This window comes from Lysinibacillus sp. FSL K6-4013 (genome assembly GCF_038630435.1).
GTDB classification, from domain to species: Bacteria; Bacillota; Bacilli; order Bacillales_A; family Planococcaceae; genus Lysinibacillus; species Lysinibacillus boronitolerans.
In genome coordinates this window covers 2,073,594-2,095,990 of the sequence record NZ_CP152031.1, presented here as the reverse complement: position 1 = coordinate 2,095,990, position 22,397 = coordinate 2,073,594, and the positions used below count along the sequence as shown (strand labels likewise).

Here is a 22,397-nt window from a genome sequence, read left to right as displayed (position 1 = left end):
AGCTTAACAACAAAAAAGGCGCTTGTAGTTTAAAACTACAAACGCCCTGTGTGTGAAGGGTTTCGACCTATTTAAAAGTGATTAGTTATTATTGTTATTTCGACGATTTTGGTTGCCGTTGGAGTTGTTACTACGCTGTTTACTGCGTGCTTCTCCACCTTTACGTCCTATTTCTTCATAAAAATCGTCATCGTGCTTTTCAGCGGTAGCTTCTCCGCCTTTGCGGCCAATTTCTTCATAAAATTCTTCGCCGTGGTTTTCAGCCGTAGCTTCTCCACCTTTGCGCCCGATTTCTTGATAAAATTCATGTCCATGATTTTTAGACGTAGCCTCGCCGCCTTTACGTCCAATTTCTTCATAAAAATCACGGTCATGATTTCTGGAGGTAGCTTCTCCGCCTTTACGTCCCGCTTCTTCGACAGTCATGTTCTCATTGTTGTTTCTGTTGCGATTGTTTTGCTTGTTAGCCATTTCTATTCCTCCTAAATATTTTTTTGAGCTTTTTACTAGCTCGCTATTTATATTCCCAGTCAAAACACATCTAAACATATTTTTTTAAAAAATTGATTTTCTTATTGTAATAGAACACTGTGAGGAGCAGATTGCTAACAAGCCCATCAATCATATACATGTACCCTTTCCAATATAATACTAATCTATAGTATGTCATCGAGGATGAAAGAAGGGTGATGGAAAAATGACGACTCTCACAAAGCCATCTATTGGTTTAACACAATTTACAGACTTCACAATGAAGGGAAGTGCAGCTAAAACAAAGTTTGTGAAGGATATAAAATATCAGGGAGATTATCATCCAATAAAAGATTATTGGAAAGCCTTGCGTGATGGGTTAAAAAAATACCATGAGCATCGTTTGAATGATACCTATTTACTCGATATCGTGGATAATGCCCTTCCTGCACGCCAGAAAAATTACCAGGAAGCTGTTAAAGCCTATATAAAATTCTTAAAAAATAAAAACGTTCAGTGGTTTGATCCAGGTAAGGCGAATTGGTACTGTGACGATTTAATTGTTCGGTCCAATCCTGAGCTTGGTTTAATCATTGACGATGTACCCTATCTAATCAAGCTGTATTTTAAAGGAAAAAATGAGCGCATCGATAAACATAAATGTCGATCTGCCCTCACTCTTCTAAAAGACTCCCACTATACAATTGAACATCCAGACTCTGTTCAACATGCCATTTTAAACGTGCAAAAAGGTCGCTTGATTACAGATGATGATTCAACGGACTATCATCAAATTGCCCTCGAATCGGATGCAGCTCAATTTATGTTTATTTGGAATAGGCTCTAGCTAAAAATGTGGATTTGGAAAATACCAAATCCACATTTTCAATTCCTATAATAGTATTTTTTCTATTCTTAAAAAATAAATGAACGTTACTGATTTTTTTCTTTCCTGTTTGCTAGGAGAAGCTTTATTTTGTCAGCAAGCCCAAACCAAGCTGGAATAAAGATCGGCATCATCATAAACGTCAAGATCACTAATCCAATAATCACTGCCATTGCTACCTGAATCAGCGTAATAACGCCAGATGGCATTAATGCAGCAAATGTGCCACCTAAAATAACAGCGGCAGCTAAAATAACGCTTCCCATCTGTAGGCTTGTCGGAATAATTTCCTTCAGTCCTCCTTGTGCTGTTTCGTTATAGCGCATCATCAAGAAAATGGAGTAGTCCACACCAAGTGAGACAATCATAATGTACGTAAAGAACGGTACATTCCAGCTAAGCATGTCATAATCTAACAGCTGCTTCGCTATCATTTCCGTTAAACCAAGGCTGGCAAATGTCGCGATTAATAAGCTGGCATTAATAATAAGCGTTTGTAAAAATGACCGTGTGATCAACCATAAAATCACGCTAATGCCAGCAAGCATCAGTACTGCACTACGTATAAAGTCAGCTGAAGAAATTTCTTGTAAATCGATATTACTCATTGTTTTGCCTGTTAAATAGACCTCTGCATTTTGCAACAGCGAACTTTCCACATAGCTGTTTACACGATGCCTGATGTCGCGCATAATCGTCATGGCTTCTTCCTTATAGGGATTGACATCCAAAATAATCATCAATGTCGTGGCATGACGATCATCGGTCATATAGGCATTTAAGCTTTCTTGGAACTCACCCTGTAACACCTCTGTTGGTACAAAGAATGTCCCTGTTTCTTTGTCTGACAGTTCATGTAAATAGCCATTTGCATCATCTAAGCCTGCGTAAATGTCTTCTAGCCCCTCTGCTCCTTCGCCTAATCCATTGCGCAGTTCCACCATGCTATCCTGTAGGCTGATTAATTGTTGTTGTAATTGCTGTTGACCTGCTTTTACCTCAGCTAATCCTTCGGTTAAATTGTGAGAACCAGTCGTTATTTGATTGGCCCCCTGTGCTGCTGTCCCAATTCCTTGCGATAAATCACTGACACCACTTTTTAGGGTACGAGCGCCTGCTTTTAATGTCACAATGGCTGATTGGGCATTAGCTAGGGAGGTATTGGCTTGCCCAAAAGCCTGTGTTAATTGGTTAAATTGGGCTGAAAGTGATACAACATCTAATGCATTTAACGCACTTAGTCCCTGCTGAGCAGTCTTTATAGTTGTTTGGATGTTGTCATCTTCTGCTGCTTCCGGGTTTGCTTGGACATACGCATGCATGGCCCCTAAAATACCTTCGAACGCTTGTTTAGAGGACGTGATTAGCTGCTCGATTTGAGAAAAAACGGAATGATATTGTTGAAGGCCTGTATCAATCTGTTGATAGGAGGTTTGTAATTGATTGAGCCCTTGCTGAAGCTCCCCAAGTCCCGCTTCTAAGGCTGCTGTCCCGCTTATTAAATCTGTAGAGCCGTTTGCTGCATTGTCTAAGCCATTCGTTAATCCTTGTAGCGCGTTGGTTAAATCACTAGCCCCATCCTGTAATTGTATAGTGCCATTAATTAAATTTTGGACACCACTGACATCTTGTTCTTCCGATAATTGCTTGGTGGCATCCTGTAGTCCTTTTTGAATGGAACCGACACCCTCCTGTGCTTCTCCTAAGCCCCCCTTTAGAGTATTTGCTTGTTCATTCACATAAAGATCAGCAATACGCTCCCCCTCTGGACGGGTCGGAGAATAGACTTTTGCTACACCAGGTGTATTCGCAATAATGCCTGTTAATTCATCTAATGCACGTAAATAATCAGTGCTTGCGAGCGATTCCTTCTGTTGGATAACAAGTGTTGCAGGTGCACTCATACCAGGCTCATAATGTTTTTCAATCAAGCTAATTGCCTGCTTCGATTCATATTTGTCATCGATTTCTACTAAATCATTATAATTAAGCTCTCCTGAATAGTGATAAATAAATGGCACAGTGAGAATACAGGCAAAGATAATGCCAACGATAGGCCTTGCAAAGGCGTTTTTCGCTAAAAAACCCCACAGCTTATTTTCCGTATGCCCTGATATAGCCTTACTTGGCCAAAACAGCTTAAAGCCAAGCAATGCCATAAAGAATGGGTTTAATGTCATCAAAACCCCTAATAAGACGCAAATGCCAATCGCGATTCCACTAACACTTTGATACAAGGTGAATTTTGAAAAATACAGCACCGTAAAGCCTATTAACACAGATGAACTGCTCAGTAATACGGTTTTGCCTGCGGTTCTGTAGGTGTTTTGTATCGCCTTTAAGACATGATTCGTTTTAGCCAATTCCTCTTTAAAGCGAGTAAACAAAAGAATATTGTAGTCTGTACCAATCCCAAATAATATGACGACTAAAAATACTTGTGTAAAATTAGAAAACGGAAAATTCCAGTAATTAGCAAGTAAGGCGATGATGGATAATGATACAGCATAAGCCACCCCTACTGTTAAAAGCGAGATCAATGGAATAATCGGTGAACGGAAAATCATCACTAATATGGCAATGATAAAGACAACTGCAATAATTTCAGTCTTTTTCACACCTTCTTGTGTTGTGGAAGAGAAATCATCCATCACAATATCGGCACCTGTTACATATGTATCCATTGGTAAATCTTTTACTTCCGCCTTTAATAGCGTTGCCGCTTCACTCGCTGTACCGATCTTTCTATCGATTGACAATTGTGCCATGACGGTTGTATGGTCTTTACTAACCAATTGATTCGCCGCCTGCTCACTCTCTGTATGGAAGAGCGCATTTGTTATCTGAAGCTTTTTTGTGTTTAAATGATGAAGGACCCCTTCGATTGCCGAATAATCAGCAGCTGTTAAACCCTTTTCTTGATGAAATACATAGACAAACGAATAGGTATCCTTCCCTTCGTTTTGAATATCATTTAACAGCTCTGTACCAATGACGCTCTCTAAATCACTAGGCAATGTGATTTGTCCTTTATCTAGTACAAGTTTTTCAAGATTAGGCATTACCATCAGCATCACGATAACTGTTATCACCCAAAAAACAGGACTCAATATCCATGACTTTTTCATGCTTTTCTTCCTTTCCAATTTGAACTGACTATACTGTATATCAAGAAAGGAAGAGCAAGATATAGACAGATGATGTGATCTGTAAAAATTCAGACAAAAATGCAAAATTGTAAAAAAGGTGATCCGTATGAAAAAAAGTGAAAAAACAAAAAGGCAATTAGCCAGTGTCTTAAAAGACTTAATGGTGCTCAAGCCATTAGAAAAGATATCCATCCAGGAAGTCATGGAGAAAGCACAATTGAATCGACAGACGTTTTACTATCACTTTGAGGATATATATGATTTATTGAAGTGGACATTAGAGCGTGAGGCAATTGAGTTATTGGATGATTATAAGGATGAAAGCCTTTGGCAAGAAGGCTATCGAGATATAATATTATACTTAGAGAAAAATCGAGCGTTTGCGCTTAATGCTATTAACTCCATGGGCCATGAGCATTTTAACCGCTTTTTCCATCAAGAAATATATAGCATTATTGAAGATTTCGTGAAACAAATTGCGGAAATGTGTCAAGAGATGGAGAAAAAATATTTGAGTTTTGTGACGCATTTTTTCACCGTATCCATTACGGCTGTGACCATTAGCTGGCTACAGGGAGAACTTGATTTTTCCGTCGAAGAGCTTATTCAAATGGTGGATCGGTTCTTAAGTGACCACTTAGAAGGAACGAAAACACTATATAGCGTAAATAATACTAGCTGTCTCAAGGCAATTGATTAAAGAAAAGGAAGTGCTACTATGAATGCTGAATTGGTGATGCAGGAGCTAGAGGCTCTGGGCAAGGAACGAACGAAAAAAATGTATATGTCAAATGGCGCTCACGAGCCGTTGTTCGGTGTGGCAACAGGTGCAATGAAGCCTATTGCGAAGAAAATTAAAATCGATCAGGCTCTAGCAGAAGAGCTTTATGCTACCGGTAACTATGATGCCATGTACTTTGCTGGCGTCATAGCAGATCCAAAAGCCATGACTGTGGAAGATTTTAATCGATGGATCGAGGCAGCTTATTTTTATATGCTGTCGGATTATGTAGTAGCGGTCACTTTAGCGGAGGCACCGATTGCTCAGGAAGTGGCGGATGCGTGGATTGCCAGTGGTGAGGAATTGAAAATGTCTGCGGGCTGGAGCTGCTATTGCTGGCTATTAGGGAATCGCAAGGATAGCGAGTTTTCCGAGAGCAAGCTAGCTCAAATGCTGGAAATCGTGAAAAATACCATTCACGATGCACCCGAACGCACAAAATCGGCCATGAATAATTTTTTATACACGGTAGCTATTTCCTATGTGCCGCTCCACGAACAAGCAGTGGCAACCGCACAGGCGATAGGTCCTGTGGAAATGAAACGAGACAACAAAAAAAGCACGCAGCTCAATGCGTATGAAATGATTCAAAAGGAAGTAGCACGAGGCAGAATTGGCTTTAAGCGTAAATATGTGAGATGTTAATCATCGCACTTAAAGGCATCGATCCTATAAGGATTGACGTCTTTTTTTTACTCGAAAAAACAATGAATTATAATATATTTTTATTGAAAAACGATAAATTTTATTTTAAAATCAATATACTACTACCAGTGAGGTGTTTTTAAATGAAACATAAAAAGGGGTCAACCATTTTCCTAAAGAGCGTCATTATTCTGCTTGGTATACCAGTTTTAGCTTTAGGTCTGTTTTGGCTACCTGAGATGGCCAGCCGGGATGCTGCCGCACATCCAGAATCGTCCTATTTGTCCTATCTTTTTTTAATCTATGTGTATGTTCTATGCATTCCCTATTATGCTGCATTGTATCAAGCTTATCGCCTCTTAACGAACATCGACCAGCATAAAGCGTTCTCCAAATCATCTGTACGGGCTTTGAGAACGATCAAAAATTGTGCTCTCACTATTTTGCTCGGCCTTGTGCTAGGCATTGCAACAATTATGATGATGTTTACTGGCAAGGAAGATATTACAGGAATTATTGCGCTGACACTCATCAGCATCTTTGTAACCAGTACGATTGCAACCTTTGCAGCCGTTCTGCATCGACTGCTCCAAAAGGCCATTGATCTCCAAAGCGAAAATCAATTAACGGTATAACAAAATGGCACTAACCAATCTGGACGGTTAGCGCCTTTTTTTGTATCAAAAATATCCGCTAAAACTAATTTCCTATAAAAACATGTCATAATTCTCTTTTTAACAGTATAATAATTACATATTTTAAGAATAGGAGGATTTATATGAAGAAATTGGTTTTATTGATAGCAATGCTTACATTATTTTTCACCACAGCCTCTATTGCGAGCGCACATCCAGGGCGTTTAGATAGCAATGGTGGTCACAATTGTTCTGACAAATCAAAGGCTAAAGGGCTTTGTTCAGGCTATCATTATCATAATGGCAATGGTGGCAATAATGCAGGGTCTTCTTCAGGCGGTCAAAGTTATTCTGCGCCAACACCTAAAGCAACTGTAGCACCTGTATTAACAAAGGTTGCTGTCTATTTAAATGACGTGAAGCAAAATTATACGCCTGGCGCTTATATGAAAAATGGCACAACCTTAGTGCCGATGAAGGCGATTTTTGAATCTCTAGGGGCAACGGTTAGCTATGATAATGCAACGAAAAAAGTAACGGCAACAAAGGACAGTAAAAAAATTGTGATTGGTGTGGGGAATAAAACGGCTTATGTTGATACAAACGGTTCTGCATCAACGATCACACTCAGCCATCCTGCTGAAATATATCAAGGTACAACAATGGTGCCTTTACGCTTTGTCAGTCAAGCACTTGGCGCAAATGTAACATTTGATGAGGCAGCACTTGTTGTTTATATCTCAACTAAATAATGGACAAGCCTTAAGCAGTATGCTCCTACAAGGTGCTGCTTTTTTTATTGTTACTTAAAGTTAAAATCATACTTCTTGTTGATTTTACCAGCAATCGTTTCTAGAAATAATGCCACGGTCATATTCTCGACTTCATTTGTATACCATGCTAGTTTAGCGCCATAGTTCTTTTTATTATAATTTACTTCTAATGGCCAGAAATTTTTTGTTTTATACGTATAATCAAATTTTACATAGAGTTGCTTACCATCTGGACATTCCATCACCACCTGGTATAATGGATTTTTTCTTTCCTGTTCAAACTTTACTTTTCTTATTTTGGTTAACATCAAAAACCCCTCCTCTCTTCTACTACATTCGACAAAAGTTTGAAAAAACCTTTATTCAACGAAAAAGGATAAAGCTCATGATGACATAGGAGCTTTATCCTGCACAATTAGTTGGCTATAAATTTGTCGTAATAGCGTTTCAGCATAGTCGCCATTTGCTCTCTTGTTAAGGCGCCTGCTGGATTCATGTTCTTACTTCCATCGCCTCGGATAATGCCTTCGCTAATAGCCCATTCCCAAGCCTCTTTATGGGCTGCTCCCACTTCTCTGCTTGTTTGTAAACTAGCTTTTTCAGCTAGTAAGCTTTTCAACGTCTCTATTTCTTGTTTTAGCTCATTATATTGTGACACTGTTAATCCCTCCTCAAGCCCATTTTTAATATCTTGCTGGAACTGTGCTTCTGTAATCCCCATACTTTTTAAATAGTCAAAAGGATCTTTGTGCGAAGTGCCTCCTAGATTTTCCGCAATCCATCGATGTGACTTAATGCCGTTGCCGCTACCATCTAAAACAGCGGGAATCCCTGCCTCTATAGCAAGCTTACGTAACAGCCAAATATAAGCCGCATAGTCCTTTTTAAATTGTTCCTTATCAGCCGTCCTTGCCAATTCCACCTGGGCATAGCTATACGGATTTCCCTTTGGTCCACAGCCATATTGCACGCGATTGACTGGGGCTACTTGTACGATTCTTCCACCACCGCCTACCCAGTGAGAGACAAAGGCATTGGCTTTATTTCGATTCATGTAGGCAATTTCGTTTTCCAATGCATTTGGACCTGTATTGCTGCCATTACCTGATTCATGCGCTACAACGTATTTTACTGCCGTGAGTTCCTGATTTGGTAGCCCTGACATGATCTGTTTTTCAATAACATAACTCATGTTGCACCGTCCTTTCCTATTATTTTTTAGCGACTGACGCTATGTTATTCTTTTCTTCTTTAGGTTTTTTTAGGGTAAACAACAGATGATTTGAGGTTCCTTTCGAGGCTTATCAGCTTCTGTTCGTGCTTAAGGCTACTGCGATCGTTTCACCTCTCTTTCCTCGAAGCTATGAAGTGTGAATGTCACAAAGACATCCACTTACTATTAGTAAATGCTCACACAAAAGTGTTTTCTAGTTAGTTGTGCTCTTTTACTATTTTTTCATTATGATTTTATAACCTCTTTTCTCGATTCCAAGCATTGACAAAGTATTGTTACCTATAGTATTTTAGATCTTCTAAAATATTGAAAGCGAGGAAAGAAAGTGTGCAGGCACTAGAGATTATTCGTGAATTACCAAGCTTACATGGCTTTACACAGCTAGTGAAAATGAACAAAGGCTATTCACCTGATAGCAAGTATGTCGTAACAGTTGGTGAAACGCGCTATTTGGTGCGCCTGTCAGCTCTAGCACATCATGACAAACGTGCAGTAGAGTTTTCCTTGCTCCAAGGGTTAGCAAACCAGGGTGTAAGAACACATAAAGCAGTTGACTATACCTTGTTTCAGGAAGCCAACGTCTCCGCAATGGTCGTTAGCTTTTTAGAAGGCTCGCCTGCCGATGAAATCATTCAGGAACTTTCTGACTCTGAGCAATACCACCTCGGTCTTGCGGCGGGAAAGGAATTGAGAAAAATACATCAAGTGAGCCCTCCACAAAAAATTCATTGGGAGACAACGCAGCTCAAAAAGTTTTCTACCTATTTGAAGGCATACCAACAAGATGCCTATCAACTGCCACAAGAGGCTAAACTATTGCGCTTTATTCATGCAAACTTACCACTGTTAAAGCAACGCCCCATCACCCTGCTTCATGATGATTTCCATCTCGGTCACATTATTTGTAAGGGACATACTTACAATGGGGTGATTGATTTTAATGGCTATGATGTGGGTGATCCTTATCATGACTTTTATAATCTTGCCTTGTTTAGTAGACGACAAAGTATCCCCTTTTGTATTGGGCAGATTGATGGCTATTTTTCATCTGCACCAGACGATCTGTTTTGGCGGTTATATGCTCTCTATGCAGCCATGACTGTCTTTTCAACCATTGTTTGGACTCGTCACTATGATCCACGCTCCTTTGATGATGCGTTGGAAAGAATTCACATGATTTTACAGGATCATGATGACTTTTCATCGATTAAACCTTCATGGTATGCGAAGAATTTATTCACTCCGTAAGAGGGCTAATATTTTTTGCCGCTCTGCTGCAAAATCAATTGTTGGCTGAGATTTTGGTTCCTCCTCACCACGTTGCTGCAACCACTTCGGAATGATTTCCAGTCGTCTGGCTTTAGAAGGTGGTGACGCTTGCTGCTTGCGGGCTTGAAAACGCTGCTGCTCGATAGCAATATCTGCAAGGCTCTTTATGTTCTGATCGCACCAATTTTGTAAGATGCTCTCTACATACCGCCAGCGTAAAACATTATGCTCCACCGCTAGCTTCATCGCATAGATGACCATGTCCTCTGAGAAAATAGTGAGCCAATGACGAATTTTACTAGCAATGTAGGCTGTTAGTGTGCCAAAGCCTTGTTGTGCATAAAAGTGGTAGGCAGTGCTAGTAGACTCCTTATCATCATTATCTTTTAGTAATTGATTATTTAGTAAATTATTATTTAGTAGTGTGGGCTTTTCCGTCGATGGTACGACCGTTGACGAATTTCCCGTTGACGGTATAGCAGCACGTTTTGATGCTTCATAGACGAAAAATTCTACCCTACCGAATTTGCCGTCTTTTCCTCGTTCCTGCACTTTTTGAAGATAGCCCGCCTCTATGAGTTCGTCCAAAATTTTGGCTGTCGCTTCCCGTCCACATTTACTACGTATTGCTAAATCTGCAAGACTAAATGACCAATCATCTGGTAAAGACAGCATATAGGCAAGCAGCCCCTTTGCTTTCCAGCTTAATTGCTCATCATTTAAAAATGCTTTATCCAAAACAACAAAATTCTCCTTTTTGGCTACTCGATAAATCATGATGATCCCTCTTTCCATCTAATGTCCTTTCTAACTATATAAAGAAAATTTTTAAAAAAGGGACATAAAAAGAAAAAAAAGAACATGCCATGAAGCATGCCCTTTTCAGCAGGTGAAAAGAATTTTTTAGCGAATTCCTACAAAATTTAGATAGAAATATAATCATGATCTGTAATGGTAATGCAAGCAGAAGCAAACAATTGCTTCTGCTGTTTTATTTATAAAGCTCTTTATAGACGATGACTTTTAAAGCGGCAATCTCTTCATCAGATAATTTGCCCTCCACCATTTGCAGAGCTTCTTCCTGCGTCATCGAGCCATCCTGCAATTTCACACGAATGTCGTTCAAATCTGTAATGCCCACTTTTTGAATTAAGACTTTCGTTGCCTCTTCTTTTGTCGTAAACGGCAATGTACTGCTATCGACCGTTTTCGCCTCTTCCATATAGGCTTTTAATTGTGGGTCATTTTCAATGGTATTTTTGATTTCTTCCTTTTGTCCGCTATTTTCCAATTCTGTCGACAAGGTATCTACAATTTTTTCAGAGGCAAATTTTGTGCCGAAATGTAGCACACCATACCCTACTACACCAACGAATATAACAATTACCACTAAAAATTTAATCAATCTCAACTATGCTCACTCCTTTATACACGTTCATCATACTATATGGAGCGGGTGTTGAGAAACAATTCTCCCTAGAAGTTATGTAAAAAAACCCCATCTATGAAGATGAGGCTTATTTAACGTATTTCAAGTACTTCCGCACAAATTCTACAATGTAGAGAACTTCTTCTTCTGTCATCGTTAACAGCTTGCAAACACGTTGTAGTCTAGCAGGCAATGCTAATTGCTGGCGTACCTGATGAATATACATATATTTGCATTTCCGTGGATTTACTTTGTCTCGTATTTGCTTATATCGTAGGTAAGCATAGCGGGCAAAGGCGTTGAGCATCTCCCGCTCCTGCTCATCACGCTCCCTCTTTTTAGCAGCCTCATCAATGATATCCGTGTCAAATATCTGTGTACCATCTGTTAATTGCATAGTACCACCTCTCTATTGCAAATGTACTCCCTTCTATTAAATGCAACAAAAAAAGCCACACCTAGGGTAGATGTGACACCTTTTATGATTTTTATATGTAACGCTTGGTGGATAGCCTGTAAAATGTGGTGGATGATGGGTAGAAACGTTTAGATTGGATTGCTCTTTCAAATCAGTGGATAGAATGCTTATTTTGACGGATAAAATATCTAATCTGACGGATACAATGTCTTATTTGACGGATACATCGCTCATTTTGATGGATACAAACGCTTAGATCGGATTGCTCTTTCAAATCAGTGGATAGAATGCTTATTTTGAAGGATACAATGTCTAATCTGACGGATACAATGCTCATTTTGATGGATAGAAATGCTTAGATTGGATTGCTCTTTCAAATCGATGGATAGAATGCTCATTTTGACGGATACAATATCTAATCTGACGGATACATCGCTCATTTTAATGGATAGAAACGCTTAGATTAGATTGCTCTTTCAAATCGATGGATAGAATGCTATTTTTGACGGATACAATGTCTAATCTGGCGGATACATCGCTCATTTTGATGGATAGAATTCTATATCTGACGGATACATCGCTTATGCTGATTAATGGCTGCCATTACCTTCATAAATAATACGCAAAGATTGCTACAATAATGTTTGGTATTGCTAATAGTAACGCGTTATTCATGAGGAGATTGCGTTCGTTTCTGTCTTCATTTGTTTCTGTTGCGAAATTGGCGCGCATTCTATCGCCGCTTGCCATGGCTCCTGACATTAACATGGCAGAAATGAGGAAAATTCCACCGAGTAGCCCTGAAATCAAATGGGCTTCCTCTTTACCCCATATGAGAATGGAGCCTATAACACCTAGAATGGACAACATGGTGCCAATGCCTATATACTTCATTTTCAGCCCCCCTTAGTTTATTATACGGCTAACCGCTCTTTTTCGTTTCAATAAACCCCTATTTACCTATACAAAATTTTTCCTTTTCCAGTAAAATAACTAGGTGGAGGGAGGCTATGCAAATGAAAGACAAAATAAGAGCATTAACGAAAATGACCTTAGATGATTTGGTACATAATAGATATGAGAAACTTCAACAAGAGAAGATATTAACAGAGGATACTGCTATTTTTCTACAGGAGGTTTTCGCCTTGCAAGGTATCTTAACATGGCCACTGGATGAAGCTTCCGTAGATATTGATGTGTATGAAATGGATGACCAAAGTTGCTTTATAACAGAAATTCGCTATTTATGGTTTGATGATGAAGAAAGTGCTGTGGTTCTTTTTTGTAAGGCCTATACAAATGCAGATCAAACAGAGATCACCGCTTTTATGATTGATACGGTTGATGCCTAGTATAGTATCCTCGCCAAACGTTCATAGTAAGTATGGTGTGAAACTCACGCCGAATCATACGACGGAGGGATCAATTTATGAATGGAATTCGTGAAGGTTTAATCCCCACTATACTCGGGTCAGCTGTTACGGCGGCAGGCTATGCAATGAAGCAAAAACATGGTTCTAACAAAATGGTGGCCAATACGATTTTTGGCTTTGGCTTAGCGCACATTGTGTTAGGCGCGATTGACCTGGTAGAGCATCGTCGTTAACAAGAGAAGGGCACGCAATGTGCTCTTCTTTTTTTGTATTTTTTTCTATTAAATGCTAACATTGTCATAAAAGCTTAAGGAGTACAGTGATGGCGACAATAGAAGATTTTATAGCACTTGATATACGAATCGGCACGGTACTAGAGGCGGAGGAACTACCAAAGGCTCGGGTTCCTGCGATTAAAATGAAAATTGATTTTGGTGAAGAGCTGGGCACTAAACAGTCTTCCGCACAAATTACGAAGCGTTATACACCTGAAGTCATTATTGGGAAGCAAGTAGTGGCGATTGTTAATTTCCCACCACGTCGCGTTGCGGGTTTTAAGTCAGAGGTACTAGTCATTGGGGGTGTACCTGTGGAGGGCGATGTAATTCTGTTAACGCCCGATCAGCAGCTGCCCAATGGAACGAAAATACAGTAAAGCCTCTCGCATTACGCAAGAGGCTTCTTTTTCTGAAGCGGTATCCAGATTTCACTTGTAAAGGTTGGTGAGGAAAAATCCGTGCTTGAATGGCGCACAATTTCTGGACCTGCAACCTGTTCATAGCCAGATGATGGGAACCACTCCGCATAAATGCGGGCCCATGTTTCCTGCAGTGTTTGGGGGAATGGTCCAACCGCTTCAAAGACAGCCCATGTACAAGCGGGTACATCCAGCTGTGAAAAATGGGCAGACGTTTCGGTTGTGGCTACGCCGATATAATGATCAAGCTCGCCCTTTTCCTCCATTCTGCCCTCGGAAAAGTGAGTGGAGGCTTGGATGATTCCTGTTGGTTCTACATTCGATAGCTTTTTTAGGTGCCCAATATCCTCCATTGTTAATGAACGTGCCATTTCAGTTATCGCTTGATTTTCTCCTTGAAAAACGATGGGTACTCTTTTCATAAGACCAACGATGTGAAACGCTTCTTTTTGTTCGAGTCGGTAATTCATTTCACAACCTCCTTGTATGGTAAGTTGGAAGGTCATTCGTGGAAAAGCTTTTAGGTGCTGACCATTTTGCCTCGCCTCTGATGGTGTGATGCCATGCATTTGCTGAAAGGCTCTTGAAAATGCATCTGCAGAGCGGTAGCCATAACGAATCGCGATATCGAGAATTCTCATAGATGAATCTGATAGTTCCAGTGCAGCAAGCGTCAGACGCCTGCGACGAATATACTCGGACAGCGGAATGCCTGCTAGAAAGGAAAACATACGTTTAAAATGATATTTCGAGCAATAAGCTAATCTCGCAGCCTCTTGCACATCAATTTCCTCCGTTAGATTGGCCTCGATATATGCAATCGCCTCATTCAACCTTGTTAAAGAATCCACTTCTATCACCTTCCTTATCTTTACTTTAGCAGGAATAGTAGCCCTCCATCCGACAATTGGTGCCCCATTTAGTCGCCTTCCAAAAAATAATCTATCGAACAGGCAGATAACTAGTTTTTGAAGCTACTTTCACATACATATAATAGTGTAAAGCTAATTTTAGCCTTACACCTCCTGACTTGATACTTAGGGTCACTGCTCGCACAGTGGCCCTATGAAAATAAAAGATCATTGTGTCGCATCATAATTTCCGTTACAATATTTGTAAAAATAGTCTATTGAGCTGGAGGCAGCAACATGGATCGTCTTTTCCAGTGGTACAAGTATTTAAAATACATACTCCTTCCTATAATTATTTTAAAATACTTACAAGGTGAGGGTGTACAGAATGTGCATCCTCTCATCATTCTTGAATATGCTCTCCTATTTGGGGTGAGCTTTTTACTCATTATTCTACAGGACTTTTTCGCTATTCGTAAAAAAACAAAATTCCTACTGCGACTCATCATACTGATTATTTTACTGTTTTTGGCTATAACTGCCATTGTCTATCAAGCGATAATGTCTATTATTTTTTCAACCCTACTACTAGGCGTGTTAGGTATGATACTTTATTTTCAAAGAAAAGATGAAGGAGGACAATAAAATAAATGGTCAATAGTAAGCGATTACTTTTAATCATCGGTTGGGTCAATGTGGTAGCTGCCCTTCTCCTATTCCAAGCATTTTGTGGGCTGATGGCGATCTGCATGGGCATCGTACTTAAAAAGGATTATCAAGCACCAACCCATGGGCTAGTCTTGATAGGAGTTGGTATCGTAAGTACGGTTATAGGTTGGATGCTCAATCATTTCTATATGTAAAAATGACCAAGAACCTAGATTCTTGGTCATTTTATAATTAGCGATAACTATGATGTGTTGGTTCAAATAATGCTTCATCGGCGTTTCGCACAAGTGAGAAATGATCCACATTATAATGGCCATGCAGGATGTCGTTATGGTGTGCAACTGTATCTTCTGGTGATAAGTATTGGGAACCATTTGTTGAATGGCCATCTCCCACCAATGTGACATCAAAGCCCTGAATAGTTGCTGCTCTAACTGCTGTATCCACGCAATGCTCGGTTTTGCAGCCCATCATCACCAAATGCTCTACCTCATTGGCCTGTAAATAATCGAGTAAGCCTGTCTTATAAAAAGCGTTCGTAGCCAGTTTATCAAAATAAACAGCGGTAGTAGGTCCTTGGATCGCTTGATGTACCTGAAAGCCTTTCCCTTCTCCACCAGCTACATCCCGATCACGCACAAAGATAATATGTGCCTCTGCCTCAGTAGCTTTTTGAATAACGGCATTGATTGTTTTAAGCAATTCATCCTTGCGATAGACGGCTTGTTCATCCTGATTCCCCTCGATTAATTCTTGCTGTGCATCAATGATCACTAGTGCTTGCTTCAAAAGCATCTCTCCCTTATCGTTTGCTAACAATATTTTACCATTAATCGTTATTGTCTGATATGCATTATTTTTTAACTTTTGAAACCGTCATGCCATCCCCAATTGGTAAAAGAACCGATTCCAGTTGGGGATGATTAGCCACTGTAACATTGAATTTTTTCATGATGGCTGTATAACGCTTGGGTGCTGCCTTGGGGTCTGCTACACTGCCTCCCGCTAGGACATTATCTGTCACAATGAATGCACCAGGGCTTGCTAGCTGAATACAATAGGCTAAATAATTTTCATAGTTATCCTTATCTGCATCAATGAAGAAGAAATCAAAACGCTGTCCTTCTGCTACAAGCTTTTCAAGGCTTTCCAATGCAGGACCTGTCATATACGTAACTTGCTCGGCAAAGCCTGCCTTCGCAAGATTGTTGGCAGCCAGTTGTGCATATTTTTCCTCTAACTCCAGGGACGTCAATGTGCCCTTCTTTTCCATTCCTCTCGCCAGACAAATACCACTATAGCCGCCAAGAGCGCCAATTTCTAAAATAGCCTTAGCCCCAGTCATCGACGCAAGCATCGTCAACAGCTTTCCTGATGATCGAGACACAGAAATAGCAGGCATACCATTTTCGGCAATAGAGGACAGGACATCCTCTAATGTGACATCATACTGATAAAATACCTCATCCATATAGTTATTTATTTGTTTCATGTGCGTTATCTTCCTCTTGTAGACTGTCGTTGGTTTCATCTTCTTGAATATCAAACAACTGACTAAATTCTTGAATAACCAGATCGATGGCTTTTAATTCACCTACTAAAATTTGCTGAATGGATTGAAACTCTGGCTGTTCTAATTGCTGTTTAATGGTAGCTCGCTTCACATGCAGCATCTCTAAAAATGAAATCGCTTTGCCGCGGCGGAACGTTTTTGCTCCTCGCTGTGGTGCGCCTTCCATGCCTCTGTGGCGTCCTCCACGGTGGTGTCCCTCTCTCATATGCTCTCTAAATCCAGATCCTCTCATTTCAAAAACACTCCTTTTGTATACGTTTGTATACATTAATTTAAACACATTGTATACAAACGTATACAAGTTGTCAATTAAACATAATGCTTTCATGCTCCAACATATGTTAGACAATAGGGTAGATGCATCGAAATGGAGGTAAGACAAGTGAAAAGGGTTATAAAATATGTGTTAGGCATCGGGACATTATTGATACTGTCAGGCATATTTTTGATTGGGGCACAATCTCACTATAATCAGAAGGAAATTAAAATTGCCAGTAAGCTATGTCTCGAAAATGGCGGACAGCCCACTATCATACGCGATTATTTGGCTTTGAATTACTCCTTTTCATGTCTGAAGAACTGAGGTAGTACATATATGGATGGTGAACTGCGGTAAATGTCATGCTAGAAGATCGAGTAAATTTCATCTATCTTTCAGGCAAATGGCTAGCTAACAACACTACTTTTACATATAAATAGTAGTGTTGTTAGCTAGCCTTTCCACAGCTCTCCTGTTTTGAGGTCACTTTCCCCTTGGAAGGTGGCCTTTTTTGGCATGAAAAAAGACGTCATGTCGACGTCTTTAATGTTTGATCGATATCCTCAATCAACCTATCCACTTGTTCCTTTGTTATCTTGATGACATATAATTCTGTCGTTTCGATTCCATCAAGGCTTGTTAGGTGTTTAGGATATTGATAGTTATTTGATATCTCCTTGTCCATACAATCACCTCTTCAATAGATATATTCGACATAAAGTATAGCAAACCTTCTATAAAAAGGAAAATAACAGTATATTTTTTCACTAAAATAGCTATCATTTGGACGATTTAGGATAAAAAAAGGTAAAACGATAAGTCCATTTAGACTATCCTTGTGTAAAAGTGATTATTGCTTACCAAATTTCGCAATTTTTTTGAGGTAGAAAAGCCCGATGGAAACAATGATAGCCCCATAGACTTTCAGCATCACATTTCTAACAGGCGCCTCCTCTATGGTTGTACTGAGAAAGGCATATCCTACGACAATGATCACCATCCCGATGATGGCATGAATATATTTCACCGTATCTCCCCTTTTCTAGTAGGCAAGTCCGACGCGTGTTCTCAAAAATTCCTCACTGAAGATTTGTTGGTAGGCAAAATCTGCTGTATCCGCTACGGAAATTTGGCTGCCTCCCTCCGGCAAGAAGTTGCGTTCAACGCGGTAGTTTCCTGTCCAAGCCCCGTCTGGTAAATAGGTAGGACAAACAATCGTCCAATCCATAGCAGATTGCTGTAATTGTTCGAATACACGTTGGTGCTCCTGTGCAGCAAAGGTCGATTTTCGTTTCGATTCAGTCGATTGGTAGCGAAGAAGAGTCGGTGTTACACGACTTTGTAAGATCCCTGCTGTTCCAATCGTAATGATTCTTGTCACCTGATGCTTTGTCATCGCTTCAAGAATCAATGGTAAGCTAGCCGATAATGTAGTGCCTCCATCTGTATTTAATGCACTCACCACCACATCCACATGATGCATTGCTTGCTCGATATCTTGCTTGTTTAACACATCGCCTTTCATTACACACAGCTGTTGATGCTGTTGCGGTAATTTATCAGGATTACGGACCAATAGCGTGACCTCATGCTGATCCTTTATTGCTCGTTCTACCAAATGGCTGCCAACACGTCCACTCGCGCCTAATATTAATATTTTCATTTCTCTCACCTCTTTTATCATTATATTACAATTCCCTTTATATGAAAAAAAGACACCGATCACGGTGCCTCTCCCTCTATTCATGCTCTAGTAGCTGAACATTGACCATAAATAAATGCAAATTATTCTTTTCGGCTAGCTCATCGATAATCGATTGAATTTCACTTTCTGTACTTACGTCAATTTCTTCCCCATCGTGTAATTGAATAGTGATGACTTGGTGCGCTGGAGAGTCTATTAGATAACCGACTGTACTATCAGGCGAGTAGCCTGCCGCCCGTATGGCCTGTAACACTTGTTTTGTAAAATTCGTAGCTTGTAATTTTTCGCCAAGCTCCTCTGCATAGGGCGTCGCTCTTTCGGTGCTCGGGGCTATAGCTGAAGGCTCCCTTTGTACCATCCACAATGAAATCACAACCAGTAAGCACATGAATAAAAAGAAGAATTGCAGGACGCTTTTCATACACTCGCTCCATTTCTCCATGAAATTTACAGGCGGAAGTCTAGCAATCTATTGCCCTGAAATTGTTATTATTCTCACAGCTATGTATGGCTATTTCTCTATTTAATTTTAAAAAAATAATTTTCTTCTTGTACAGAGGGCAAATTACCAAGAAGTTTTGTTTGTGGCTTCATAGATTAGAAATGTAAAGGTTAGCGCTACCATTACTAAAAAACTAACAAAAAGGGAGATTAAAAGATGCAAGATAGTAGATTTAGTCAATATATGAATTGGAATCATAAAAAAGAAAAGTGCTGTGAACAATATGTAAAATGCTATTGTCATTTAGAAAAAAAATGTGAGCACAAACAAGAGGGTTGCAAATGCAAACACAAGCATGAGCATGAACATTGTCAATGGGAACATAAACATGAGCAATGTAAATGCAAGCATAAGGATGACCATTGTAAATGGGAAAAGGAGGATTCTTGCTCTTGCAAAAAAGAGGAGGAAGAGTGCCACTACGAGATGGATTATTCCAAGGATCACAAGTGTAAAGGCTGTATTTGTCATCTATTAAGATGCTTATCTCCTGGCACTTTGGTAGATGTTATTTTAGCAGGTGGCGGTAGCTTTGCAGGAATTTTCTTCATCAGCTTAGATCCTAAAACTTGCTGTGCTACATTCTTAGAGGTAGATGCTGCAGCAACACCACTTATCATTGATTGCCAGCAAATTATTGCCATTAGAAGGGCGTAAATGTTCCACTATCCTTTTTGACACCAATTCGTATACCATAAAACCTACCATTATAAGCACATTTGATCTTCTGCCAGGTTTGTGAATATCCCTGGCAGAATTTATATTTTTTCCACTATTCATTGACAATGACTTTGACAATGGGCTCTAATTTCCCTATATTCACATCGCCAAGATAATCAACATCCACTACGACAGCTCGTGGCTCAAAACGTTGGATACATTCAATGAGACGTTTTGTGTTTATTTTCTTCATACGCTGGAAGGGTTTACGAATATCAGACCTTGTCACATATTCTCGAAGCGGACAAGGAATCGTAAACGTCGATAAAATAAATGCTACATTTTGTAATATACTTTCCACTCCTGTAGCATTACCATTTACATTACTTAAAGCCGTTACTTGATGTGTCATTCTATCAACCTTTCTTCTACGTTCATACAATTCGTACTTTGAAAAAAGAGCACTTTGTTATTTATGCTTGCTCATTAAAAATTATGAACGCTTTGTTTTTATGTACCCAATGTTATTTTTATTCAAACAACATCTTAGTTGATAGGCTGACCTACAAGCTTAGCGCATGATGGCGTAGTAAATAACATACAGCCAGCTAAAACAGCCATGGATGATTGCCCAAATGATGGAGTGATGCACACTCCATGAAATCGTAATCGCTAAAACCGATCCAAAACCAATGCCATTTTTGACTACCGTTTTATGCTCCACTTTTTTCACCTTCCTTGTTCTTTTTAACGCTCCTTCTTGCCATCGCAATAGGTTTCCCTCCTATCGTTTTCTATGTTTATTCATAAACGGACAAGGGCAATCTGAAAGAAAGGATGTGATGTTATGACAGTTTTCATGCTGGCTGCCACGATTGGCATCCCCAGCCTTATGGTGTATCTTCAGCACAAATGGGCTAGCTTTCGCCTTCTTTTCAACATACTAGGCGTCATTGCTGCGATCCTGTTTAGCACGATTGCCGCTACATCTATAACGAACATTATTCTTGAGGATGCGGTCTTTATGACAATGATTCATGCCGTTTTCTTAAACCCTGTATTTCTGATTACAGGAGCATATCTCGGCTTATATTTGATTTACCGCTTAATTATTCAAACAATTGATGATAGAGACAAGCCCTCCTACCTTTAGTAGAAATCACAATAAACGTGCCACGTCTGTGTTGTTAGATTGTAGAAAAAATAAAAATTGCCATGATCTACAATGTTCAAACGCGCTTTTGCATCCGAGGCAATTTGGAAGACAAATGGTGCATCGTCCCCAAAATCAACGCCACTTTGACAAAAGCTTGGATAGCCACCGATTTTATGGAGCGGAAAAAGGTCTTCAACGATATCCTCAAAATATTCGATTTGCTCTTCATGCTCCAACATCAAAATCTCTTCCTCCAATTGAGCTGGAATACCGCCCCCATCCCATGTTGGATAGTCATTCGAGATATACTGGGGTATGAGTGGAAACGCGCGCATTTGCTCATGCTGCCATTCACGCTCTACTAAGCCTTCCAAAGTGGTGTACGTTCTAATCTCAAAATAAGAACTAAGATCATCCTCCATGAGGTGATCCAATAGACGTTCATCGACAAAGACTGTGATTAATTGAAAAGGCTGTAATGCCGTCGGTACATAGGATAGGGCTTGTAGAAAGAACGTAGCGAGCGGCTGATAGCCAGACGGTGGCTGCTCCTCTGGTAAGGACCAGCCGACATAGCCAATCCAGCTTTCCAATAAATCATGTGTGGGTCGAATACCACCTGTTTGAAAAATTGTGGCCTGCTTAGTTAGTTGAGCCCGTATTTGTTCAATTGCCATCTGCTAGCTCCTTCTGGCGACAGCAGCAATCCGTTATATGATCGTTTACTATCCCCACTGCCTGCATAAAGGAATAGCAAATGGTACTACCAATAAATTTAAAGCCATCCTTCTTCAATTGCTTGCTCATACGATCACTAATTTCCGTCGTCACAGGCACCTCTTTAATGGAAGCCCACTCATTAATAAGTGGTTTATGATCTACAAAGCTCCAAAGATAATGTGAGAATGAGCCATGCTTTTCCTGTATTTGGAGATATGCTTTAGCATTTGTCACCACGCTAGCTATTTTTAATTTATTGCGTACAATCCGTGTGTCTTGCTGTAATTCCTCTAGCTTGTCCGCTGTATAATGGATAATTTTTTCCACATCGAATTGATCAAATGCCTCACGATAGCCTTCACGCTTTTGGAGAATCGTCCACCAGCTCAAGCCAGCCTGTGCCCCCTCCAAGCAAAGCATCTCGAATAAATGCTGATCATCATAGACCGGTACACCCCACTCCTTGTCATGGTATTCCACATACAAAGGCTCATCTAGCTTAACCCAATCACATCTTTTCATTTCTAAACCCTCCATTTTAT

Annotated in this window: 33 protein-coding genes; 13 read left to right on the top strand and 20 right to left on the bottom strand. The window is 39.9% G+C overall.

The features are described from left to right. Positions 1-81: 81 nt before the first annotated feature. Positions 82-426: a KGG domain-containing protein gene (locus MHB39_RS10220; RefSeq protein WP_309484730.1), complete on the bottom strand. Its 345-nt coding sequence runs from the start codon at positions 424-426 to the stop codon at positions 82-84. A 271-nt stretch (positions 427-697) separates the two neighbouring features. Between MHB39_RS10220 and MHB39_RS10215 the strand changes: the two genes are divergently transcribed. Further along, positions 698-1,318, top strand: a complete 621-nt coding sequence (locus MHB39_RS10215) for a hypothetical protein (protein WP_036080965.1) — start codon at positions 698-700, stop codon at positions 1,316-1,318. 86 nt (positions 1,319-1,404) lie between these two features. Here MHB39_RS10215 and MHB39_RS10210 read toward each other — a convergent pair whose 3' ends face one another. Beyond that, positions 1,405-4,485, bottom strand: coding sequence for an MMPL family transporter (locus MHB39_RS10210; RefSeq protein WP_342546567.1), 3,081 nt, complete (start codon positions 4,483-4,485; stop codon positions 1,405-1,407). 127 nt (positions 4,486-4,612) lie between these two features. On the opposite strand from MHB39_RS10210, the gene MHB39_RS10205 reads away from it, so the two are divergent. The 4 genes from MHB39_RS10205 to MHB39_RS10190 all read left to right on the top strand — a co-directional run bounded on the left by MHB39_RS10205 (position 4,613) and on the right by MHB39_RS10190 (position 7,319). Continuing rightward, a complete protein-coding gene (locus MHB39_RS10205; protein ID WP_342546566.1) occupies positions 4,613-5,206 on the top strand; it encodes a TetR/AcrR family transcriptional regulator C-terminal domain-containing protein in 594 nt (197 codons plus the stop codon). Between the two features lie 18 nt (positions 5,207-5,224). Continuing rightward, positions 5,225-5,932, top strand: coding sequence for a DNA alkylation repair protein (locus MHB39_RS10200; RefSeq protein ID WP_258858790.1), 708 nt, complete (start codon positions 5,225-5,227; stop codon positions 5,930-5,932). Positions 5,933-6,075: 143 nt separating this feature from the next. Further along, positions 6,076-6,567 carry a DUF2975 domain-containing protein gene (locus tag MHB39_RS10195; RefSeq protein ID WP_258858791.1) on the top strand — a complete coding sequence of 164 codons (492 nt, stop codon included), beginning with the start codon at positions 6,076-6,078 and terminating at the stop codon, positions 6,565-6,567. Positions 6,568-6,710: 143 nt separating this feature from the next. After that, the gene (locus MHB39_RS10190; RefSeq protein ID WP_342546564.1) at positions 6,711-7,319 is read left to right on the top strand and encodes a copper amine oxidase N-terminal domain-containing protein; all 609 of its coding nucleotides are present in this window, start codon (positions 6,711-6,713) and stop codon (positions 7,317-7,319) included. Positions 7,320-7,369: 50 nt separating this feature from the next. Here MHB39_RS10190 and MHB39_RS10185 read toward each other — a convergent pair whose 3' ends face one another. Both MHB39_RS10185 and MHB39_RS10180 read right to left on the bottom strand, forming a co-directional pair. Next, positions 7,370-7,648 (bottom strand): hypothetical protein, encoded by a 279-nt coding sequence (locus MHB39_RS10185; RefSeq protein ID WP_036080983.1) that lies wholly within the window; start codon positions 7,646-7,648, stop codon positions 7,370-7,372. Positions 7,649-7,755: 107 nt separating this feature from the next. Continuing rightward, on the bottom strand, positions 7,756-8,532 hold the full coding sequence (locus tag MHB39_RS10180) for an N-acetylmuramoyl-L-alanine amidase (protein WP_016995468.1): 777 nt from the start codon (positions 8,530-8,532) through the stop codon (positions 7,756-7,758). Positions 8,533-8,901: 369 nt separating this feature from the next. On the opposite strand from MHB39_RS10180, the gene MHB39_RS10175 reads away from it, so the two are divergent. After that, the gene (locus MHB39_RS10175; RefSeq protein ID WP_312126090.1) at positions 8,902-9,822 is read left to right on the top strand and encodes an aminoglycoside phosphotransferase family protein; all 921 of its coding nucleotides are present in this window, start codon (positions 8,902-8,904) and stop codon (positions 9,820-9,822) included. Here the strand turns inward: MHB39_RS10175 and MHB39_RS10170 are convergent. The 4 genes from MHB39_RS10170 to MHB39_RS10155 form a co-directional block, all read right to left on the bottom strand. Next, positions 9,808-10,620 carry a DnaD domain protein gene (locus MHB39_RS10170; protein WP_333006664.1) on the bottom strand — a complete coding sequence of 271 codons (813 nt, stop codon included), beginning with the start codon at positions 10,618-10,620 and terminating at the stop codon, positions 9,808-9,810. The two genes, MHB39_RS10175 and MHB39_RS10170, sit on opposite strands and share 15 nt — an antisense overlap. Before the next feature lie 214 nt (positions 10,621-10,834). Continuing rightward, positions 10,835-11,254, bottom strand: a complete 420-nt coding sequence (locus MHB39_RS10165) for a hypothetical protein (RefSeq protein WP_016993978.1) — start codon at positions 11,252-11,254, stop codon at positions 10,835-10,837. A 106-nt stretch (positions 11,255-11,360) separates the two neighbouring features. Continuing rightward, positions 11,361-11,669, bottom strand: coding sequence for a hypothetical protein (locus tag MHB39_RS10160; RefSeq protein ID WP_004228634.1), 309 nt, complete (start codon positions 11,667-11,669; stop codon positions 11,361-11,363). Between the two features lie 630 nt (positions 11,670-12,299). Continuing rightward, the gene (locus MHB39_RS10155; RefSeq protein ID WP_342546559.1) at positions 12,300-12,584 is read right to left on the bottom strand and encodes a DUF5316 domain-containing protein; all 285 of its coding nucleotides are present in this window, start codon (positions 12,582-12,584) and stop codon (positions 12,300-12,302) included. Positions 12,585-12,700: 116 nt separating this feature from the next. Between MHB39_RS10155 and MHB39_RS10150 the strand changes: the two genes are divergently transcribed. The 3 genes from MHB39_RS10150 to csaA all read left to right on the top strand — a co-directional run bounded on the left by MHB39_RS10150 (position 12,701) and on the right by csaA (position 13,718). Further along, on the top strand, positions 12,701-13,042 hold the full coding sequence (locus MHB39_RS10150) for a hypothetical protein (protein ID WP_342546557.1): 342 nt from the start codon (positions 12,701-12,703) through the stop codon (positions 13,040-13,042). Between the two features lie 77 nt (positions 13,043-13,119). Next, positions 13,120-13,296: a hypothetical protein gene (locus tag MHB39_RS10145; protein WP_004228639.1), complete on the top strand. Its 177-nt coding sequence runs from the start codon at positions 13,120-13,122 to the stop codon at positions 13,294-13,296. Positions 13,297-13,385: 89 nt separating this feature from the next. Further along, a complete protein-coding gene (csaA, locus tag MHB39_RS10140; protein ID WP_258858797.1) occupies positions 13,386-13,718 on the top strand; it encodes a chaperone CsaA in 333 nt (110 codons plus the stop codon). Positions 13,719-13,729: 11 nt separating this feature from the next. On the opposite strand, the gene MHB39_RS10135 is transcribed toward csaA, so the two are convergent. After that, positions 13,730-14,611, bottom strand: coding sequence for an AraC family transcriptional regulator (locus MHB39_RS10135; RefSeq protein WP_342546556.1), 882 nt, complete (start codon positions 14,609-14,611; stop codon positions 13,730-13,732). Positions 14,612-14,908: 297 nt separating this feature from the next. On the opposite strand from MHB39_RS10135, the gene MHB39_RS10130 reads away from it, so the two are divergent. Together MHB39_RS10130 and MHB39_RS10125 are read left to right on the top strand one after the other, a co-directional pair. Beyond that, entirely contained in the window at positions 14,909-15,256 is a 348-nt protein-coding gene (locus MHB39_RS10130) for a hypothetical protein (RefSeq protein WP_342546555.1), read from the top strand. A 5-nt stretch (positions 15,257-15,261) separates the two neighbouring features. Further along, positions 15,262-15,474: a hypothetical protein gene (locus MHB39_RS10125; protein WP_016993983.1), complete on the top strand. Its 213-nt coding sequence runs from the start codon at positions 15,262-15,264 to the stop codon at positions 15,472-15,474. Positions 15,475-15,511: 37 nt separating this feature from the next. Here MHB39_RS10125 and MHB39_RS10120 read toward each other — a convergent pair whose 3' ends face one another. From MHB39_RS10120 to MHB39_RS10090, 7 genes are all read right to left on the bottom strand, one after another. Continuing rightward, positions 15,512-16,069, bottom strand: coding sequence for an isochorismatase family protein (locus MHB39_RS10120; RefSeq protein ID WP_036081009.1), 558 nt, complete (start codon positions 16,067-16,069; stop codon positions 15,512-15,514). Positions 16,070-16,133: 64 nt separating this feature from the next. Then, positions 16,134-16,772: an O-methyltransferase gene (locus tag MHB39_RS10115; protein WP_342546554.1), complete on the bottom strand. Its 639-nt coding sequence runs from the start codon at positions 16,770-16,772 to the stop codon at positions 16,134-16,136. Then, on the bottom strand, positions 16,756-17,085 hold the full coding sequence (locus MHB39_RS10110; protein ID WP_342546553.1) for a hypothetical protein: 330 nt from the start codon (positions 17,083-17,085) through the stop codon (positions 16,756-16,758). Before MHB39_RS10110 ends, MHB39_RS10115 begins: the two co-directional genes overlap by 17 nt. A 556-nt stretch (positions 17,086-17,641) precedes the next feature. Further along, on the bottom strand, positions 17,642-17,797 hold the full coding sequence (locus MHB39_RS10105; RefSeq protein ID WP_016993988.1) for a hypothetical protein: 156 nt from the start codon (positions 17,795-17,797) through the stop codon (positions 17,642-17,644). A 165-nt stretch (positions 17,798-17,962) separates the two neighbouring features. Then, positions 17,963-18,139 carry a hypothetical protein gene (locus MHB39_RS10100; protein WP_342546552.1) on the bottom strand — a complete coding sequence of 59 codons (177 nt, stop codon included), beginning with the start codon at positions 18,137-18,139 and terminating at the stop codon, positions 17,963-17,965. A 15-nt stretch (positions 18,140-18,154) separates the two neighbouring features. Further along, complete coding sequence (locus tag MHB39_RS10095) at positions 18,155-18,775, bottom strand: SDR family oxidoreductase (protein WP_016993990.1); 621 nt, start codon at positions 18,773-18,775, stop codon at positions 18,155-18,157. A 76-nt stretch (positions 18,776-18,851) separates the two neighbouring features. Then, positions 18,852-19,238 carry a hypothetical protein gene (locus MHB39_RS10090; RefSeq protein WP_016993991.1) on the bottom strand — a complete coding sequence of 129 codons (387 nt, stop codon included), beginning with the start codon at positions 19,236-19,238 and terminating at the stop codon, positions 18,852-18,854. Between the two features lie 507 nt (positions 19,239-19,745). Between MHB39_RS10090 and MHB39_RS10085 the strand changes: the two genes are divergently transcribed. Continuing rightward, positions 19,746-19,976: a hypothetical protein gene (locus MHB39_RS10085; protein ID WP_016993992.1), complete on the top strand. Its 231-nt coding sequence runs from the start codon at positions 19,746-19,748 to the stop codon at positions 19,974-19,976. Positions 19,977-20,091: 115 nt separating this feature from the next. On the opposite strand, the gene MHB39_RS10080 is transcribed toward MHB39_RS10085, so the two are convergent. Next, positions 20,092-20,391, bottom strand: coding sequence for a hypothetical protein (locus tag MHB39_RS10080; protein WP_016993993.1), 300 nt, complete (start codon positions 20,389-20,391; stop codon positions 20,092-20,094). 159 nt (positions 20,392-20,550) lie between these two features. Then, the gene (locus MHB39_RS10075) at positions 20,551-20,751 is read right to left on the bottom strand and encodes a hypothetical protein (RefSeq protein WP_036081021.1); all 201 of its coding nucleotides are present in this window, start codon (positions 20,749-20,751) and stop codon (positions 20,551-20,553) included. Between the two features lie 75 nt (positions 20,752-20,826). On the opposite strand from MHB39_RS10075, the gene MHB39_RS10070 reads away from it, so the two are divergent. After that, on the top strand, positions 20,827-21,132 hold the full coding sequence (locus MHB39_RS10070) for a transposase (protein WP_312126108.1): 306 nt from the start codon (positions 20,827-20,829) through the stop codon (positions 21,130-21,132). Here MHB39_RS10070 and MHB39_RS10065 read toward each other — a convergent pair. Further along, on the bottom strand, positions 21,129-21,812 hold the full coding sequence (locus MHB39_RS10065; protein ID WP_312126110.1) for a DUF1963 domain-containing protein: 684 nt from the start codon (positions 21,810-21,812) through the stop codon (positions 21,129-21,131). The two genes, MHB39_RS10070 and MHB39_RS10065, sit on opposite strands and share 4 nt — an antisense overlap. After that, positions 21,802-22,377 carry a DNA-3-methyladenine glycosylase I gene (locus MHB39_RS10060; RefSeq protein WP_342546551.1) on the bottom strand — a complete coding sequence of 192 codons (576 nt, stop codon included), beginning with the start codon at positions 22,375-22,377 and terminating at the stop codon, positions 21,802-21,804. The genes MHB39_RS10065 and MHB39_RS10060 overlap by 11 nt, the downstream gene beginning before the upstream one ends. Between the last annotated feature and the right edge of the window lie 20 nt (positions 22,378-22,397).

Coding starts and splice junctions, on each gene's coding strand:
- MHB39_RS10195 (WP_258858791.1), top strand. CDS start 6,076: ATGAAACATAAAAAGGGGTCAACCATTTTCCTAAAGAGCGTCATTATT.
- MHB39_RS10125 (WP_016993983.1), top strand. CDS start 15,262: ATGGTCAATAGTAAGCGATTACTTTTAATCATCGGTTGGGTCAATGTG.
- MHB39_RS10180 (WP_016995468.1), bottom strand. CDS start 8,532: ATGAGTTATGTTATTGAAAAACAGATCATGTCAGGGCTACCAAATCAG.
- MHB39_RS10200 (WP_258858790.1), top strand. CDS start 5,225: ATGAATGCTGAATTGGTGATGCAGGAGCTAGAGGCTCTGGGCAAGGAA.
- MHB39_RS10190 (WP_342546564.1), top strand. CDS start 6,711: ATGAAGAAATTGGTTTTATTGATAGCAATGCTTACATTATTTTTCACC.
- MHB39_RS10160 (WP_004228634.1), bottom strand. CDS start 11,669: ATGCAATTAACAGATGGTACACAGATATTTGACACGGATATCATTGAT.
- MHB39_RS10070 (WP_312126108.1), top strand. CDS start 20,827: ATGACAGTTTTCATGCTGGCTGCCACGATTGGCATCCCCAGCCTTATG.
- MHB39_RS10090 (WP_016993991.1), bottom strand. CDS start 19,238: ATGAAAAGCGTCCTGCAATTCTTCTTTTTATTCATGTGCTTACTGGTT.
- MHB39_RS10130 (WP_342546555.1), top strand. CDS start 14,909: ATGGATCGTCTTTTCCAGTGGTACAAGTATTTAAAATACATACTCCTT.
- MHB39_RS10065 (WP_312126110.1), bottom strand. CDS start 21,812: ATGGCAATTGAACAAATACGGGCTCAACTAACTAAGCAGGCCACAATT.
- MHB39_RS10220 (WP_309484730.1), bottom strand. CDS start 426: ATGACTGTCGAAGAAGCGGGACGTAAAGGCGGAGAAGCTACCTCCAGA.
- MHB39_RS10185 (WP_036080983.1), bottom strand. CDS start 7,648: ATGTTAACCAAAATAAGAAAAGTAAAGTTTGAACAGGAAAGAAAAAAT.
- MHB39_RS10060 (WP_342546551.1), bottom strand. CDS start 22,377: ATGAAAAGATGTGATTGGGTTAAGCTAGATGAGCCTTTGTATGTGGAA.
- MHB39_RS10205 (WP_342546566.1), top strand. CDS start 4,613: ATGAAAAAAAGTGAAAAAACAAAAAGGCAATTAGCCAGTGTCTTAAAA.
- MHB39_RS10145 (WP_004228639.1), top strand. CDS start 13,120: ATGAATGGAATTCGTGAAGGTTTAATCCCCACTATACTCGGGTCAGCT.
- MHB39_RS10095 (WP_016993990.1), bottom strand. CDS start 18,775: ATGAAAATATTAATATTAGGCGCGAGTGGACGTGTTGGCAGCCATTTG.
- MHB39_RS10150 (WP_342546557.1), top strand. CDS start 12,701: ATGCAAATGAAAGACAAAATAAGAGCATTAACGAAAATGACCTTAGAT.
- MHB39_RS10215 (WP_036080965.1), top strand. CDS start 698: ATGACGACTCTCACAAAGCCATCTATTGGTTTAACACAATTTACAGAC.
- MHB39_RS10080 (WP_016993993.1), bottom strand. CDS start 20,391: ATGACACATCAAGTAACGGCTTTAAGTAATGTAAATGGTAATGCTACA.
- MHB39_RS10085 (WP_016993992.1), top strand. CDS start 19,746: ATGGATTATTCCAAGGATCACAAGTGTAAAGGCTGTATTTGTCATCTA.
- MHB39_RS10170 (WP_333006664.1), bottom strand. CDS start 10,620: ATGATTTATCGAGTAGCCAAAAAGGAGAATTTTGTTGTTTTGGATAAA.
- MHB39_RS10155 (WP_342546559.1), bottom strand. CDS start 12,584: ATGAAGTATATAGGCATTGGCACCATGTTGTCCATTCTAGGTGTTATA.
- MHB39_RS10105 (WP_016993988.1), bottom strand. CDS start 17,797: ATGGACAAGGAGATATCAAATAACTATCAATATCCTAAACACCTAACA.
- MHB39_RS10110 (WP_342546553.1), bottom strand. CDS start 17,085: ATGAGAGGATCTGGATTTAGAGAGCATATGAGAGAGGGACACCACCGT.
- MHB39_RS10210 (WP_342546567.1), bottom strand. CDS start 4,485: ATGAAAAAGTCATGGATATTGAGTCCTGTTTTTTGGGTGATAACAGTT.
- csaA (WP_258858797.1), top strand. CDS start 13,386: ATGGCGACAATAGAAGATTTTATAGCACTTGATATACGAATCGGCACG.
- MHB39_RS10115 (WP_342546554.1), bottom strand. CDS start 16,772: ATGAAACAAATAAATAACTATATGGATGAGGTATTTTATCAGTATGAT.